At 61.3% G+C, this 14,595-nt stretch carries 12 protein-coding genes; 5 read left to right on the top strand and 7 right to left on the bottom strand.

The window, feature by feature from the left end; all coding sequences use genetic code 11:
• Positions 1–13 precede the first annotated feature (13 nt).
• The gene (locus PQR42_RS36035; protein WP_408384184.1) at positions 14–1,414 is read left to right on the top strand and encodes a DHA2 family efflux MFS transporter permease subunit; all 1,401 of its coding nucleotides are present in this window, start codon (positions 14–16) and stop codon (positions 1,412–1,414) included.
• Between the two features lie 18 nt (positions 1,415–1,432).
• Here the strand turns inward: PQR42_RS36035 and PQR42_RS36030 are convergent, their stop codons facing one another.
• The gene (locus PQR42_RS36030; protein ID WP_408384186.1) at positions 1,433–2,206 is read right to left on the bottom strand and encodes an SDR family NAD(P)-dependent oxidoreductase; all 774 of its coding nucleotides are present in this window, start codon (positions 2,204–2,206) and stop codon (positions 1,433–1,435) included.
• 251 nt (positions 2,207–2,457) lie between these two features.
• On the opposite strand from PQR42_RS36030, the gene PQR42_RS36025 reads away from it, so the two are divergent.
• The gene (locus tag PQR42_RS36025; RefSeq protein WP_408384188.1) at positions 2,458–3,387 is read left to right on the top strand and encodes a LysR family transcriptional regulator; all 930 of its coding nucleotides are present in this window, start codon (positions 2,458–2,460) and stop codon (positions 3,385–3,387) included.
• A gap of 53 nt (positions 3,388–3,440) precedes the next feature.
• Here the strand turns inward: PQR42_RS36025 and PQR42_RS36020 are convergent, their stop codons facing one another.
• Positions 3,441–3,692 (bottom strand): DUF1488 family protein, encoded by a 252-nt coding sequence (locus PQR42_RS36020; RefSeq protein ID WP_132374246.1) that lies wholly within the window; start codon positions 3,690–3,692, stop codon positions 3,441–3,443.
• Positions 3,693–3,921: 229 nt separating this feature from the next.
• Here PQR42_RS36020 and PQR42_RS36015 point away from each other — a divergent pair, with 229 nt between their 5' ends.
• From PQR42_RS36015 to PQR42_RS36005, 3 genes are all read left to right on the top strand, one after another.
• Positions 3,922–4,101, top strand: coding sequence for a hypothetical protein (locus tag PQR42_RS36015; protein ID WP_408221004.1), 180 nt, complete (start codon positions 3,922–3,924; stop codon positions 4,099–4,101).
• Between the two features lie 221 nt (positions 4,102–4,322).
• Positions 4,323–5,405, top strand: a complete 1,083-nt coding sequence (locus PQR42_RS36010) for a glycosyltransferase family 2 protein (protein ID WP_408384190.1) — start codon at positions 4,323–4,325, stop codon at positions 5,403–5,405.
• A gap of 159 nt (positions 5,406–5,564) precedes the next feature.
• The gene (locus PQR42_RS36005; protein ID WP_012433250.1) at positions 5,565–5,786 is read left to right on the top strand and encodes a hypothetical protein; all 222 of its coding nucleotides are present in this window, start codon (positions 5,565–5,567) and stop codon (positions 5,784–5,786) included.
• A 109-nt stretch (positions 5,787–5,895) separates the two neighbouring features.
• Here the strand turns inward: PQR42_RS36005 and PQR42_RS36000 are convergent, their stop codons facing one another.
• The 5 genes from PQR42_RS36000 to PQR42_RS35980 all read right to left on the bottom strand — a co-directional run bounded on the left by PQR42_RS36000 (position 5,896) and on the right by PQR42_RS35980 (position 14,241).
• Positions 5,896–7,200 (bottom strand): MFS family transporter, encoded by a 1,305-nt coding sequence (locus PQR42_RS36000; RefSeq protein WP_408384193.1) that lies wholly within the window; start codon positions 7,198–7,200, stop codon positions 5,896–5,898.
• 292 nt (positions 7,201–7,492) lie between these two features.
• The gene (locus PQR42_RS35995) at positions 7,493–9,211 is read right to left on the bottom strand and encodes a SpoVR family protein (RefSeq protein ID WP_408221092.1); all 1,719 of its coding nucleotides are present in this window, start codon (positions 9,209–9,211) and stop codon (positions 7,493–7,495) included.
• A complete protein-coding gene (locus PQR42_RS35990; RefSeq protein ID WP_408221090.1) occupies positions 9,208–10,479 on the bottom strand; it encodes a YeaH/YhbH family protein in 1,272 nt (423 codons plus the stop codon). The genes PQR42_RS35995 and PQR42_RS35990 overlap by 4 nt, the downstream gene beginning before the upstream one ends.
• A 268-nt stretch (positions 10,480–10,747) precedes the next feature.
• A complete protein-coding gene (locus PQR42_RS35985; protein WP_132374241.1) occupies positions 10,748–12,670 on the bottom strand; it encodes a PrkA family serine protein kinase in 1,923 nt (640 codons plus the stop codon).
• Positions 12,671–13,479: 809 nt separating this feature from the next.
• Positions 13,480–14,241: a hydratase gene (locus PQR42_RS35980; RefSeq protein ID WP_408384196.1), complete on the bottom strand. Its 762-nt coding sequence runs from the start codon at positions 14,239–14,241 to the stop codon at positions 13,480–13,482.
• Between the last annotated feature and the right edge of the window lie 354 nt (positions 14,242–14,595).

Here is a 14,595-nt window from a genome sequence, read left to right as displayed (position 1 = left end):
GCTCTGTTAAAAGATGACCAAGGATTCTTCCCAGACCGCTCTGCTCTGGATCGTCGCCGCCGGCTTTTTCATGCAGTCGCTCGACACGACGATCGTCAACACCGCGCTACCGTCGATTGCGAACAGCCTGCACGTCGCGCCGCTCGCCATGCAGCCGATCGTGGTCGCCTACACCCTGACCATGGCGATGCTCACGCCCGCTTCCGGCTGGCTCGCCGACCGCTTCGGCACGCGGCGCGTTTACTTCGCGGCGATCCTCGTGTTCGTGCTCGGGTCGATCTGCTGTGCGAGCGCGCATACGCTCGGCCAACTGGTGATGGCGCGCGTCCTGCAAGGCGTCGGCGGCTCGATGTTGCTGCCGATCGGACGGCTCGCCGTCCTGCGCAGCGTTACGGGCGACCAGTACGTGGCGGCGCTGGCGTTCATTTCGGTCGCCGGACAGTTGGGGCCGATCGCCGGGCCGACGCTCGGCGGCTGGTTCGTTCAGGCGATCACGTGGCACTGGATTTTCCTGATCAACGTGCCTATTGGCGCGGTGGGGCTGTATGCGGTGCAGCGCTTCTTGCCGTCGCATGGCGAAGCAAAGGCGCCGCCGTTCGACTTCGTCGGCTGCGGGTTGCTCTCGTTGTGCATGATCGCGTTCTCGCTCGCCGTCGACTCGCCGATGCCCACGCATCGGGCGGCATGGTCGGTGGCGCTGTTCGCGCTCGCCGCCGTGAGCGCGCTCGCCTACATTCCGCATGCAAGACGCCGCGTCAATCCGCTCTTCAAGCTGACGCTTTTTCGCGAGCCGAATTTCAGCGTCGGCCTGATCGGCAATCTGGTGTGCCGCATCGGTTCGAGCGCCGTGCCGTTTCTCGTGCCTTTGCTGCTGCAATTGCAACTAGGCTACTCGCCGCTGCACTCCGGTCTGATGATGCTGCCCGCGGCCTTGGCCGGCACCGTCGCCAAACGCTGGATCGCGCCGCTCGTGCGCCGCTATGGCTACGACACGTTCCTGCTGGTCAATACGATCATCGTCGGTTCGTCGATCGTTGCGTTCGCACTGATTACGCGCGGCACGCCGCTCGTGGTCGAGATCGCGATTCTCGCCGTGTTCGGCGCGGCCAACTCCATGCAGTTCGCGGCGATGAACAGCGTCACGCTCAAAGGCCTCTCGCATGAAGATGCCGGCAGCGGCAACAGCCTCTTTTCGATGGTGCAGATGCTGGCCATCGGGCTGGGCGTGTCGATCGGCGGCGGGCTGGTGAATCTCTTCTCCGCGCAAGTTGGATCGGCCGCGCTCGGCTTTCGTCTCGCGTTCGTGTGCGTCGGCGTGATCACGCTGGTGTCGGCTTGGGTGTTTCGTCACCTCGACGAAGCGCCTGCCTCGCGCCCAGTGCGCGGGCAAGCGACGCAGGGCGCGGGCCGCTGACCGGCGCCTCACGCCACGTCAGTCCGGCAAGCGGATACCGGAAAACCCCGCGCACGCCTCGATCAAACGCTCCTGAACGGCAACGTCGTGCACCGCCGGATGCGTCTCGCACGGCTTCATGTGATAGAAGTACGCGCCGCTGACGGTGGCCGCCGGTTCGTCGCTGACGGCAAGCCACACCTGGGTTTTCGGGGCGGCCCGTAGATCGTCAGGTGCGCCCGGCCCACCCATTTTCGTCGCCACCCAACCCGGCTCCAGCGCGTTCGATAACACCTGCGGCCAGCGCCGCGCGATCGCGAACGCCAGCAACGCGTCGTGCAGTTTCGAGTCGGAGTACGCCGCCGTACCCCGCCAGGGGCGCTGCTCCCAGGCCAGATCGTCGAGGCTTGCGTCACCGCTGCGATGCAGGCCCGAGCTCAGATAGACGAGCCGCTTCGGCTTCTCGATCAGGGCGGTCAGAACGTACGGTGCGAGCGTATTGACCGCGAACACGTGCGGCAAGCCGTCGATGGTGGCGATCCGGCGCGGCTCCTGATAACCGACCGCAGCGTTGTGGATCACCGCGTCGAAACGGCCTAGCCGGTTGACCTGCTCCGCGAGCGCGACCGTGGCCGCGATGCTCGACAGATCGCCGGCCAGCGCGGCTTCCGCTTGCGGTACGGCTTGCAACGCTTCGTCGGCGCGCGCGGCGCTGCGCGCATGCAACACCACCTGATGGCCGGCCTCGACGAGCAGACGCGCGGCCATCTGACCGAGACCATCGGCGGAACCGGTAATAAAAATACGCGACATGGGGCGTTCTCCGTTGTTCAGTCCAAATATGCCCGATGCATAACAAGAATCGCATGCCTTGGTGTTTCGGGCGACCGTCAACAGATTAACGTCCGCCGCGCGATTGACGCGATAGCCTGGCTGTCATTCCACTCATGACATGACATCATTCGTCCGCCTTACCTGACGGCGCTTCCCCGCGTCGGCAGGTGAATTCAAACGGACTTTCGCGTTAGCATGTCACGCATTAATGAATAACAAAGGACTATCACATGCCATTTGACGAGCGCGTGCTGAACGGCATGGGCGTCTTGACGGCGATTGTCGATTGCGGCAGTTTTGCGGCGGCAGGCGTTGCGCTCGACATGTCGCAATCCGGGGTGAGCCGTTCGGTCGCGCGGCTCGAGGCGCGTCTCGGCATCCGGCTCTTTGACCGCACCACGCGCTCGGTCACGCTGACCGACGAAGGCCGCCGCTTCTACGAACAGATCGTGCCGCTGCTCGGTGGACTCGAAGAAGCCGCGGCTTCCGCCGCAGAGGGCGCGACCGCCGTACGTGGACGTTTGCGCGTGAACATGGATCCGTTCTTTTCGCGTCTCGTGCTCGGGCCGCGGCTGGGCGGCTTTATCGACAAGCATCCCGATCTGCAGCTCGAACTGATCACCCGCGACCAGATGGGCGATCTTGTCGCCGACGGTTTCGATCTCGCGATCCGTTTCGGCGATCCGCCGGTGTCGACGCTGATCGCTCGCAAACTGCTGGACACGCGAATTCTCACCGTGGCCGCGCCGTCGTATCTGAAGAAGCATGGGCACCCGGTGAATCCGGCCGAACTCGAAAGCGGCAAGCATGTCTGCATCAAGTTTCGCGATCCGCTCACGGGCTACCCGTTCAGTTGGGAATTTCATCGCGGCCGCAAGAAGATGGTGATCACGCCGCACGGCCGTTTGACCGTGAACGACGTGGGCACCTTGCATAGCGTCTGCACGGCGGGCCAGGGCGTCGCGCAGATTCTCTCGCTCGGCGCCGAGTCGTTGGTGGCGGGCGGAAAACTCGTCGAGCTATTTCCCGACTGGGGCGACGAGGTTTATCCGCTGTATGCGCTCTATCCTTCGCGGCATCATCCGCCGGCGAAGGTCCGGGCGTTTTACGATTTTATCGTGTCGCTAACGGGCGCCGCGCCACGCGAACCGGCGGCCTGAGGCCGCGTTCGGCGGTCGGCGACGTCCGCGCCGGCGAAAGGCGCTGCGCTGCGTCAGGAAATCGTGTAACGGTTTTGCGGGCCGCCGAGGTACAGGCCGCGAGCGAGCGTAAGGATCTGCTCGCGATGCCGGTCGAACGCGGCGAGCACAGCCGGTTCGTCGGAGCCCACGCTCGGGCTCAGGTTCGAAATCACTGAACGGTTGACGGTAAAAGCGATTTCACGCGCATTGTCGTAGCCCCAGAAATTGACGCAGTGGTGAGAGGCGTCATAGCTGCGGCTGGGATTCGGGAAGTTGAGGGACATATCGTACTCCCGGGATATATAGGGTTCTCCTTCCACGGTGCGCTGAATGGGGGAACGGGTCAAGGGGTTGTTTGTAAGTGTGCGGAGCGGGATCGCCGTTGTCCGGTCATGGCGTGGTTTTCGAGTTCGGGTCAGTCAATCCAGTGCGAGAGACCCGATCAGGACACGAATCACGCGCCCGGGTCTGCGGCTTGCTGCAATGCTCATGTCATCCCACCAGGAGAGGATCATGAGCGATACCAAAGAACAGGCCAAGGACCAACCGGCCGATATCGAACATCCGCAACCGGCCACGCATAGCGACAACGAGAAGAGCAAGCTGCCCGAACGCGCCGATGAAGGACGCGATCAGTCCCCGGCAGACCGTCCGGGCAAAAAATCCGGCGAGGGCGAGCCGCCGGTCGGTTGAAATATAGAACGTCAGTCCAGGCAGTCCGGGAGCGGCTTTGCTGCATTTCCACAGCGAAGCCGCATAAATTTTTCCCTTCTAACGTCTTTCATAAGCCAAACATTTCTTCCTAATTTTTACCGATTATTTTTTCTCCGTGATGGACTATTTTTCTGCTTGCAGCGATGTGTGCGCCAAGCGGACCGGCTGCCGCCCCTCAACAGATAACAAAGGCGACGCTCATGTCCATCTCCTCGACTCTCCCCCACCGTCCCAAGGTCTCCATCTGCCTGCCGACCTGCGACCGTCCTGAGCTGATCGCGACGTGCATCGATTCGTGCCTCGCGCAGAGCTACGATGATCTGGAGATCGTGATCGGCGACGACTCGAAGGACGCACGCACCGAGCAGTTGATCGCCACGCGCTACGCGCGGGAGCCGCGCGTGCGCTACGCAAGGAACCGGCCGCCGCTCGGCCAGGCGCGCAACGTCGCGAACCTGTTCGAGCGCGCGAGCGGCGACAAAATCCTGCTGATCCACGACGACGACCTGCTCACCACGGACGGCGTCGAAAAGCTCGTGTCGCTATGGACGCTTCACCCGCAACTCGATGTGGCATTCGGCGACCAGTACGAAGCCGATCACGGCGGCGCCATCGACTTCGAGGCGAGCGCGAACCTGAACGCCGCGTTTCGGCGTACGAAAGATGCCGAAGGCCTACAGTCTCTGCCGGGCAGAACCGGTCTGATCCAGATGTTTCCGAACAACGGCTGGATGGCCAACGCCGCACTCGTGAAACGGATCGGCTACAAGGAAGAATACGGCGTGTGCTGCGACTTCGTGTTCGGCACCGAACTCTGTCTCGCCGCGCGCAAGGTGTTCTATCTGCACGACTATGTCTCAGTGTATCGAAAGACGGCAAGCTCGATCTCGCATAGCACGCGCGGCACGGCGGTCGCGGCAACGGTCAGCGCGTATGCGTTCGTCAAGGCGTTGAAGCTGCCGGCGCAGCTGGAGCCGTCGCGCAAGCTGGCGTTGCGCCGTCTCGCGCCGATTGTAGTGTCGGTTCACTCGAAGAATCGTCAGGCGCTGGCCGGCTTCAAGGTCGCCTTTGCCCATCTGTTCGCGTACAACTATGGCTTGAGCGCGCGGCTTTACTACCATCTTCTGATGCTTGGCCGAGGAGCGCTGAGCGCGCGTCAGCAAGCTGTCGCGACGGCCGCGGTCGCAGCGGTGGCGGCCGCGCCTGTTGTTGCCGCGGATCCGGACGCCGCAGTGAAGGAACTCGTCTCGGAACTGGTAAGCGATCATTCGGAATCGGTCTGACGCGGCAACGCCGGCGCTGAACGCCGCCAAGCCCCCGTGCAATAAGCGTGTTTTCTGCTAAGCATCCTCTGCTAAGCAAACGCGTATTTGTTGCTTGGTCCGGCGTGGTGCGCTGATTACGATAAAGGCGAACCTTCACCAGCCCCGAGGTGGCTCGCCATGTCCGACAGTGCCTGTTTCAAGCCGCGTGTGATCGAACCGGTCGTCGTCAATCAGCCTGAAGGATTGGGCCTCGCGGTGGAGTTATGGCTCGCGCAACCCGTCGACGGAATCGCGGGGCGAGCGCTGCAGATTCATTTACGCAGCGACGCGAAAATGGCGCAGGCCGAGACGCTGCGCGATCTGCTGCATGCGTTGGGCACGGAGATCGTCGTGGCGTGAGCAGCCGGCTTGCATTCGCCGAGGCCCATAAAAAACGGCGGCCGGGATTGCCCCGGACCGCCGTTTTCACGCAGCGCCTAAGCGCGTTTTTCGAACGAGCCTCAAAGACTCAAGGCTCGTGACGCAGATACCCCTCTTTCGACGGATCACGCATTCGCAGCGACACGACACCGGCGATCGCGCACATCGCCGTCACATACCAGTAGAAGGTGGATTCGTTGCCGACCGACTTCAGCCATAGCGCGACATACTCCGCCGAACCACCGAAGATCGCATTCGCCACCGCGTACGACAGCCCCACGCCGAGTGCACGCACTTCCGGCGGGAACATTTCCGCCTTGATCAGACCACTGATCGACGTATAGAAACTGACGATCGCCAGCGCCACCACGACCAGACCGAACGCCGCATACGGGCTCGTCACGTCTTTCAGCGCGTGCAGCAGCGGCACGGTGCCGATGGTCGCGAAGAAGCCGAAAAACAGCATCGAACGACGCCGGCCGATGCGGTCCGACAGCGCGCCGAACGCCGGCTGCATCACCATGTAGACGAACAGCGCGGCGGTCATCACGTTGCTGGCCGTCTTCGCATGCATGCCGGCCGTGTTGACCAGGTACTTCTGCATGTAGGTGGTGAACGTGTAGAAAATCAGCGAGCCGCCGGCCGTGAAACCGAGCACCGTCATGAACGCGCCCTTGTGCAGCCACAGGCCGCGCAGCGTGCCCGCTTCCTTGCGCTGGCGCGTTTCGGCGGTGGTGGTTTCGTCGAGCGATTTACGCAGATACAGCGCGACCAATGCCGCCAGTGCGCCGATCACGAACGGCACGCGCCAGCCCCATGCCTTCAACTCTTCGGTCGAGAGCGTCTGTTGCAGCACCACCAGCACCAGCAGCGCGCACAACTGGCCGCCGATCAGCGTGACGTACTGGAACGACGCGAAGAAACCGCGCCGGCCCTTGAGCGCGACCTCACTCATATAGGTCGCGCTGGTGCCGTACTCGCCGCCCACCGACAAGCCCTGGAACAGCCGCGCGACCAGCAGCAGCGCCGGCGCCAGCGCGCCGATCTGTGCGTACGTGGGCAGCACGGCGATCACGAGGGAACCGCCGCACATCATGAACACCGACACCATCATGGCGGTGCGGCGGCCGCGCTTGTCGGCGAGGCGGCCGAAGAACCAGCCGCCGATCGGACGCATCAGGAAGCCGGCGGCGAACACGCCCGCCGTATTGAGCAGCTGCGTGGTGGTGTTGCCGTTCGGGAAGAACGCCGGCGCGAAGTACAGCGCGCAGAACGAATACACGTAAAAGTCGAACCACTCGACGAGATTGCCCGATGAAGCGCCAACGATCGCGAAGATGCGGCGCCGGGTGTCGTGTGCGGAGGCCACGGTTTGGTCGGTTAGGTCGGTCATGCTGTTCTCTTTCCTTGTCTTAGAACGGAGGTAACGGTCGTGGCGCCGCCTTTATCACGCGTGCGTCGAGCTGCCGCAGGAGCCCGCTTCGCGCGCGTGCGCGGATTTTACAGAATCGCAAGCAAAAGATGGGGGTTTGTTAGGGGGCGCCAGGCAGGGGGGCGTGGCGATGTTGCGGCGCAGCAGCGCTAATGTCTTGTGCTGATTGCGACTGAGCGGCCAAGAAAAAAGCCAGCTCGAAAGCTGGCTTTTTATCGCATCGACCGCGTTGCATTACGCCGCAACCCGCCGGTCACACCCTCACCGCCGGCGGCACATAGCGGCACTCGTAACGCTTGCGGACCGTCCCGTTCTCATCGACGCTTTCCAGATACACGTCGAACTGCCAAAGCCGCGCCATGTGCTTGAGCACTTCTTCGCTATCGCCCGACAGATGCCGGTTGTCGCTCATGAAGTGCCGCAGCGTCAAACTCCGGTCGCCGCGCGTGTTCACCGACCACACCTGGATGTTCGGCTCGCGGTGATGCATGTCGTACTGCCGCGACAACGCCTGACGCACGTACTGATAGCCGCTGTCGTCATGAATCGCCGAGACTTCGAGCGCATCGCGCATGTCGTCGTCGAGCACGGAGAAGAGGCGCATTTCGCGGATCAGATGCGGCGACAGATACTGCGCAACGAAACTCTCGTCCTTGAAATTGCGCATCGCGTAGTGCATGGCCGGCAGCCACGGACTGCCCGCCAGCTCCGGGAACCACTTGCGGTCTTCTTCCGTCGGCGCCTCGCAGATGCGGCGAATATCGCTCATCATCGAAAAACCGAGCGCGTACGGATTGATGCCGCTGTAGTACGGCTTCGTGACCGGCGGCTGGTAGACCACGTTGCTGTGCGAATGGAGAAACTCCATCATGAAGCCGTCTTCCAGCTTGCCCTGGTTGTACATGGTGTTGAGCAAGGTGTAGTGCCAGAACGTCGCCCAGCCCTCGTTCATCACCTGGGTCTGCCGTTGCGGATAAAAATACTGGCCAACCTTGCGCACGATGCGGATCACTTCCCGCTCCCACGGCTCCAGCAGCGGCGCGTTCTTCTCCGCGAAATACAGCAGGTTTTCCTGCGGCTCCGGCGGATAGCGCTCCTCGATCTCCTCCGGCAACGGCGTATGCCGGGTCGGCAAGGTGCGCCACAGTTCATTGACCTGCGACTGCAGATAGGCCTCGCGTTCGCGGCGTGCCGCAAACTCCTTTTCCAGCGACAGCTTCTGCGGCCGCTTGTAACGGTCCACGCCGTAATTCATCAACGCGTGGCACGAATCGAGCAGCTCCTCGACCCGGTCGAGCCCGAAGCGCTCCTCGCACTCCGCGATGTAATTCTTCGCGTAGACGAGGTAGTCGATGATCGCGTGCGCATCCGTCCACAGCCGGAACAGATAGTTGCCCTTGAAAAACGAGTTGTGCCCATAGGCCGCGTGGGCGATGACGAGCGCCTGCATCGTCATCGTGTTCTCTTCCATCAGATACGCGATGCAAGGGTTCGAATTGATGACGATCTCGTACGCCAGCCCCATCTGCCCGCGACGGTAGCTTTTTTCGGTGGAGAGAAAGTGTTTGCCGAACGACCAGTGACGGTAGTTCACCGGCATGCCGACGGACGCGTAAGCATCCATCATCTGTTCGGCGCTGATGAGTTCGAGCTGGATCGGATACACGTCGAGTTCATATTGCTCTGCAACACGGGCAATATGCGAGTCGTACTCTTCGATCAATTCGAAGGTCCAGTCGGACGGGCACGGCAGAGGCCGTCTATCGGCTACGTTCATACGGACTTCCCTTTGCCCCGCAGTGGGCGTTCCGGTGTGTCCCCGTGCTGCAGCGGTGTCGACTGCTCCGGCTGCGGCGGTTCCGGTATCGTCCGCCTTCGCCTCGGCATGCCCCGACTGTTGCTGCTGCGGCACGCCTTTCCCGCGCTCCGGCTGATAGCCGCGCGCTTCGTTGTGCAGGTGCTTGTTCGTCATGAATTAGCCGCCTGCTTTTCAAACAGCTCGCGAAACACCGGATAGATGTCGGCCGCGGTTTCGACCTTCTTCATCGCCATGTGCGGCTGACTCAAGGCCAACTGCGCATATTCGAGCCACAGATTCTGCTCTTCCGGCGTCACCTGAATATACGCAAAATAGCGCACCTTCTCCAGGATGTCATCCGAGAGTATCTTGCGGCACTTCGGCGAGTCGTCGGTCCAGTTGTCGCCGTCCGACGCCTGAGCGCCGTAAATATTCCATTCAGTCGGCGAATAACGCTCGTCCATCACCTTCTGCATCAGCTCCAGCGCGCTCGACACGACCGTGCCGCCGCTTTCGGTCGAATGGAAGAACGTATCTTCATCGACCTCCTCGGCGCGCGTGTGGTGGCGGATGAACACCACTTCGATCTTCTCGTAGTTACGCTTGAGGAACAGATACAGCAGGATGAAGAAGCGCTTGGCGAGATCCTTGCGCTGCTCGTCCATGGAACCGGACACATCCATCAGACAGAACATCACCGCCTGGCTGGAAGGCGTGGGCTGCTTCACGCGATTCACATAGCGCAGATCGAACGGATCGATAAACGGAATCCGCCAGATGCGCCCGCGCAAATGGTGGATTTCTTCTTCGAGCAGTTTGATGTCTTCGCGACGATCGTCGGGATCGGCCTTCATCGTTTCCAGTTGCCGTTCCATCTCGTGCAACTGGTTGACGAGCGGCGCACCGAGCGCGATGCGGCGGCCGAGCGCGCTGCGCAGCGAACGGACCACGTCGATGTTGTTCGGCGTGCCTTCGGCCGCCCAGCCCGCGCGGATGCTTTTCCACGTGGGCACGGCCATCAGATGGGTTTTGACGAGACGCGGCAGTTCGAGGTCGTCGAAGAAATACTGCATGAATTCTTCGCGGCTCAGCTCGAACACGAAGTCGTCCTGACCCTCGCCTTCATTGCTGGCCTGATTGCCCCCGCCACCACCACCGCCGCCTTGCGGGCGCTGGATCTTGTCGCCACGGATGTAGTCGGAATTGCCCGGATGCACCATTTCCCGCTTGCCGCCGGGGCCATGCCGAAACGACGGTTCCGCAATGTCCTTGCGCGGGATGGTGATGCTCTGGGTGTTCTGAATGTCCTTGATGCTGCGATCGCGCACGGCTTCCGAAACGGCGCGACGAATATAGTTCTTAACGCGACGCAAAAAACGTTCGCGATTCGCAATGCTCTTGTTCTTGCCTGCTAACCTGCGGTCGATGATTTGATGAAGCACGCCCGGTCTCCCGTGTCGATGGGCGTTAGCGCTTTCGCCCATCCCATGCACCACATGTCGACCAGAGTTGGTGCTTTAGCTGTCGATCGGTGTTGGCGCTTTAACGCTTACTCCGGTCTCATGCAAAGCTCTTACTCCAATCCCCATGCAGCTGCGCTAATTTCCGGTGCGCGAGACGCACGCTGCTCCGTGCCACGCTATGTCCATGCAGCTTGCGCCTCGCAGGGTGCCCGCGTGGTCGGACCGCGCGGGCGGCACGCAATGCGCATCATGACGACTTGCGCACGCGCAGATACCAGTCACACAGCAAGCGCACCTGCTTCGGCGTATAGCCCTTCGTCACCATGCGATTGACGAAGTCTTCGTGCTTGCGTTGTTCCTCCGCCGAGCCCTTGGCGTTGAACGAAATCACCGGCAACAGCTCTTCCGTGTTCGAGAACATCTTCTTTTCGATCACGACGCGCAGCTTCTCGTAGCTGACCCATGCCGGATTCTTCCCGCCGTTGGCAGCACGCGCACGCAGCACGAAGTTCACGATCTCGTTGCGGAAGTCCTTCGGGTTGCTGATGCCCGCGGGTTTTTCGATCTTCTCCAGTTCGGCGTTCAGCGCCGCGCGGTCGAAACTCTCGCCGGTGTCGTGGTCGCGGAATTCCTGATCCTGAATCCAGAAGTCCGCATACGTCACATAGCGATCGAAGATGTTCTGACCGTACTCGGAATACGACTCCAGATACGCGGTCTGAATCTCCTTGCCGATGAACTCCGCATAGCGCGAGGCGAGCACGTCCTTGATGAACGACAGATACTTCTGCTCGGTTTCCGGTGGGAACTGCTCGCGTTCGATCTGCTGTTCGAGCACGTACATCAGGTGCACCGGATTGGCCGCGACCTCGGTCGAGTCGAAGTTGAATACGCGCGACATGATCTTGAACGCGAAGCGGGTCGACACGCCGGTCATCCCTTCATCCACGCCCGCGAAATCGCGGTACTCCTGATACGACTTGGCCTTCGGATCGGTGTCCTTGAGATTCTCGCCGTCGTACACCTGCATCTTCGAGAACAGACTCGAATTCTCCGGCTCCTGCAGACGCGTGAGCACCGACATCTGCGCCATCATCTTCAGCGTGCCCGGCGCGCATACCGCATTCGCCAGCGACGAATTACGCAGCAGCTTCTCGTAGATCTTGACCTCTTCACCGTAGCGCAGGCAGTACGGCACCTTCACCACGAAGATCCGGTCGAGCAGTGCTTCGTTGTTGCGGTTGTTACGGAACGCCTTCCATTCGGACTCGTTCGAGTGAGCCAGAATCACGCCGTCGAACGGGATCGCACCGAAGCCTTCCGTGCCCTTGAAGTTGCCTTCCTGGGTAGCCGTCAGCAGCGGGTGCAGCACCTTGATCGGCGCCTTGAACATTTCAACGAACTCGAGCAGGCCCTGATTGGCGAGACACAAGCCACCGGAGTAGCTGTATGCGTCCGCGTCGTCCTGTGCGTACTGTTCGAGTTTGCGGATGTCGACCTTACCGACCAGCGACGAAATGTCCTGATTGTTTTCGTCGCCCGGCTCGGTTTTGGCTATACCGATCTGGCGAAGGATCGACGGGTAGCGGCGCACCACGCGGAACTTGCGGATGTCGCCGTTGAATTCGTGCAGGCGCTTGACCGCCCACGGGCTCAGAATGCTTTTCAGGTAGCGGCGTGGAATGCCGTATTGTTCTTCGAGAATCGGGCCGTCTTCCTCGTAATCGAACAGACCGAGGGGCGACTCGTTCACGGGCGAGCCCTTGATCGAGTAGAACGGCACACGTTCCATAAGCTGCTTCAGACGTTCCGCAATCGACGATTTACCGCCGCCGACCGGGCCCAACAGATACAGAATCTGCTTCTTTTCTTCGAGCCCCTGGGCCGAGTGCCGGAAGTAGGCGACCACCTGCTCGATCACCTCTTCCATTCCGTAGAACTCACGGAATGCGGGGTATACCTTGATGACCTTGTTCGCGAAGATGCGCGACATGCGCGGATCGTTACGAGTGTCGATCTGTTCCGGCTCCCCGATCGCCGTCAACATGCGTTCGCCAGCCGTGGCGTACGCGGCGGGATTGTCTTTGCAGAGCGCGAGATACTCCTCGAGCGAGAGCTCATCTTCTCGCGTTTTCTCGAAGCGGGTCGCGAAACTGCTGTAGATATCCATGCTACCTCCTCGCCGAAGTCTAGACCGATGTCGTGCGCGGCGCGCTATTCGGAAACGACATCGCTCGAATTCATCCTAAACCCTTTTAAATTTTTTTTCACGAACTACGTTGCGAAAATCGCGCCGTGTTCGCCTCCCGACATTCCTCACTTGGAAACAAAGTTTCGACCACCTACAATCTTGCACTCATATCGCAGCGATTGCGGCCATACGTCCCTGCCTTTGCGCTGCTGCCTTGACGCCTCATCAGCACTCTACTGCAGTGCTGCTCAGTGCTCCTCTCTCACTGTCCTGCAATACTCTCTTGCGTCAGCCGTTACGTTCATCGAACGATCCCACTGCTGTACCGGACGGCATGTCTGCACACGCACACTTTGTTGCTGAAAGCGCGGACGTCTGCACGCTTTGTGTGTCCGGCTACCTTTTTCCTCAACGCGCGACACAAGCGTTCGGTCTACACCGACACATGCCTGTTACATGTTCATGCGTGATTCACGCGCCGTTTCACGCATAAGCAAAGTCCGTGCAGCTTCATGCGGTTCGTCAAGCCACGAACGGTTTTGTTCCGCGTCATTGACATGGCGCGTCATGAATCGTCGTGCGAAGCGCGCGGGGCATTAACCGCGTCGATAGCATGGTTAGCCGCATGTATAACTGAATGACGACAAGACCATGCGTCGCTTCATAGGTGTATACGGCAAAGCCGCCGGCACAGATGCGAAGAATGTAAAACGGCTACCCGCAGGCAGCCGTTTGAATGAAGCTTCGTAATGCGTTGTTACAAGCGGCGCTGTTACAAGCGCGGCCTCTCAGGTCAGTTCAATCTCCACTTCCCCAAGGCCGTCGATGTGGCCGCGCACGATGCCCGCTTTGTCCAGCCTGTGTGCGCCGACGTACGAACCTGTGGTGATAGTCCACTCGGGCTCGATGGTGATGCCCATGGCGGCGCAATGGTTGACGAACCACACCAGCAGTTCGCGCGGGTCGCCGGCCGGATTGCCGGTGGCTTCCGGCAGCAGCGAATCGCCGTCGAAGCTCAGTTCCAGTTCGGGTGAAACGAAATCGAAGCCGCGCGCGAGACCCGCATAAGCGACCGGATGGCCCGTGATCAACGCGCCGTTGTTCTGCGCATCGGCCAGTTGCGCGAGCGGCGCGACATTCGGCCACTCGGCGAAGCGGCTATCGACGATCTCGATGGCCGGCAAGACGACGCCTACCTTCGAGAGCACCTCGTCGCGCGCATAGGCCTGGCTGCGCGGTTCGATCGGCTCGGCGAAGCGGAAGGCGATTTCCAGCTCGACCAGCACCCGGAAGAAACCGTCATGCGCGACGCGCGCCGGCGAGCGCAGCACCAGCAAGGCCGGAATCGGCGCGCCCGCGGCGGCGCCACCCGGCGCTTTGGCACCGATCTTCCAGGCGCCGGTCGAGTCGCCGAGACCTGCGATGACCGCCTGCTGGATTGCGTACGCGGTTGCCGCATCGGGTGGCAGGCTGTCGGGTGCGGGCGCATCGATCGGGCGATGCTGCCGGCGTGCTTCGACGAGGCGGTTCGCGAGGTCGTATGGCGTCATGTCGGTCCTTTGTGGCTGGCGCATTGAGCGGTTGGTCGTGGCGTGCTAGTGGGTGGTGGCCATGCTTTGGGCCATGCGTTGCGGCGGTCGAAGGAGACGGAACCACGCTCGTGGGCTAACGGGCCGCGTCGGCGATCGCCGCACCACGCCGGGTAGCGTCCCCCAGGGGGAGTTGCTTCGGTGCGTCCGTCAATGTACCGGATCATGGCGCTCGCCAGGGGACCGACTGCCGTCGCAAACGTTACTTAATGCGCACACCATAAAAAAAGACCGCGAATGCGTGCGCAATCGCGGTCTTTTTGAAGCTGGGGCGTTCATCCTCTCGCGGCATCTACCCATCTAATGGGATTGACT

Origin of the sequence: Paraburkholderia sediminicola (assembly GCF_046027355.1) — a bacterium.
GTDB lineage: Bacteria > Pseudomonadota > Gammaproteobacteria > Burkholderiales > Burkholderiaceae > Paraburkholderia > Paraburkholderia sediminicola_B.
Note: the sequence above shows the minus strand (reverse complement) of the source record. Positions and strands in the feature narration are given on the sequence as shown.

Coding starts and splice junctions, on each gene's coding strand:
- PQR42_RS36035 (WP_408384184.1), top strand. CDS start 14: ATGACCAAGGATTCTTCCCAGACCGCTCTGCTCTGGATCGTCGCCGCC.
- PQR42_RS36030 (WP_408384186.1), bottom strand. CDS start 2,206: ATGTCGCGTATTTTTATTACCGGTTCCGCCGATGGTCTCGGTCAGATG.
- PQR42_RS36025 (WP_408384188.1), top strand. CDS start 2,458: ATGCCATTTGACGAGCGCGTGCTGAACGGCATGGGCGTCTTGACGGCG.
- PQR42_RS36020 (WP_132374246.1), bottom strand. CDS start 3,692: ATGTCCCTCAACTTCCCGAATCCCAGCCGCAGCTATGACGCCTCTCAC.
- PQR42_RS36015 (WP_408221004.1), top strand. CDS start 3,922: ATGAGCGATACCAAAGAACAGGCCAAGGACCAACCGGCCGATATCGAA.
- PQR42_RS36010 (WP_408384190.1), top strand. CDS start 4,323: ATGTCCATCTCCTCGACTCTCCCCCACCGTCCCAAGGTCTCCATCTGC.
- PQR42_RS36005 (WP_012433250.1), top strand. CDS start 5,565: ATGTCCGACAGTGCCTGTTTCAAGCCGCGTGTGATCGAACCGGTCGTC.
- PQR42_RS36000 (WP_408384193.1), bottom strand. CDS start 7,200: ATGACCGACCTAACCGACCAAACCGTGGCCTCCGCACACGACACCCGG.
- PQR42_RS35995 (WP_408221092.1), bottom strand. CDS start 9,211: ATGACGAACAAGCACCTGCACAACGAAGCGCGCGGCTATCAGCCGGAG.
- PQR42_RS35985 (WP_132374241.1), bottom strand. CDS start 12,670: ATGGATATCTACAGCAGTTTCGCGACCCGCTTCGAGAAAACGCGAGAA.
- PQR42_RS35980 (WP_408384196.1), bottom strand. CDS start 14,241: ATGACGCCATACGACCTCGCGAACCGCCTCGTCGAAGCACGCCGGCAG.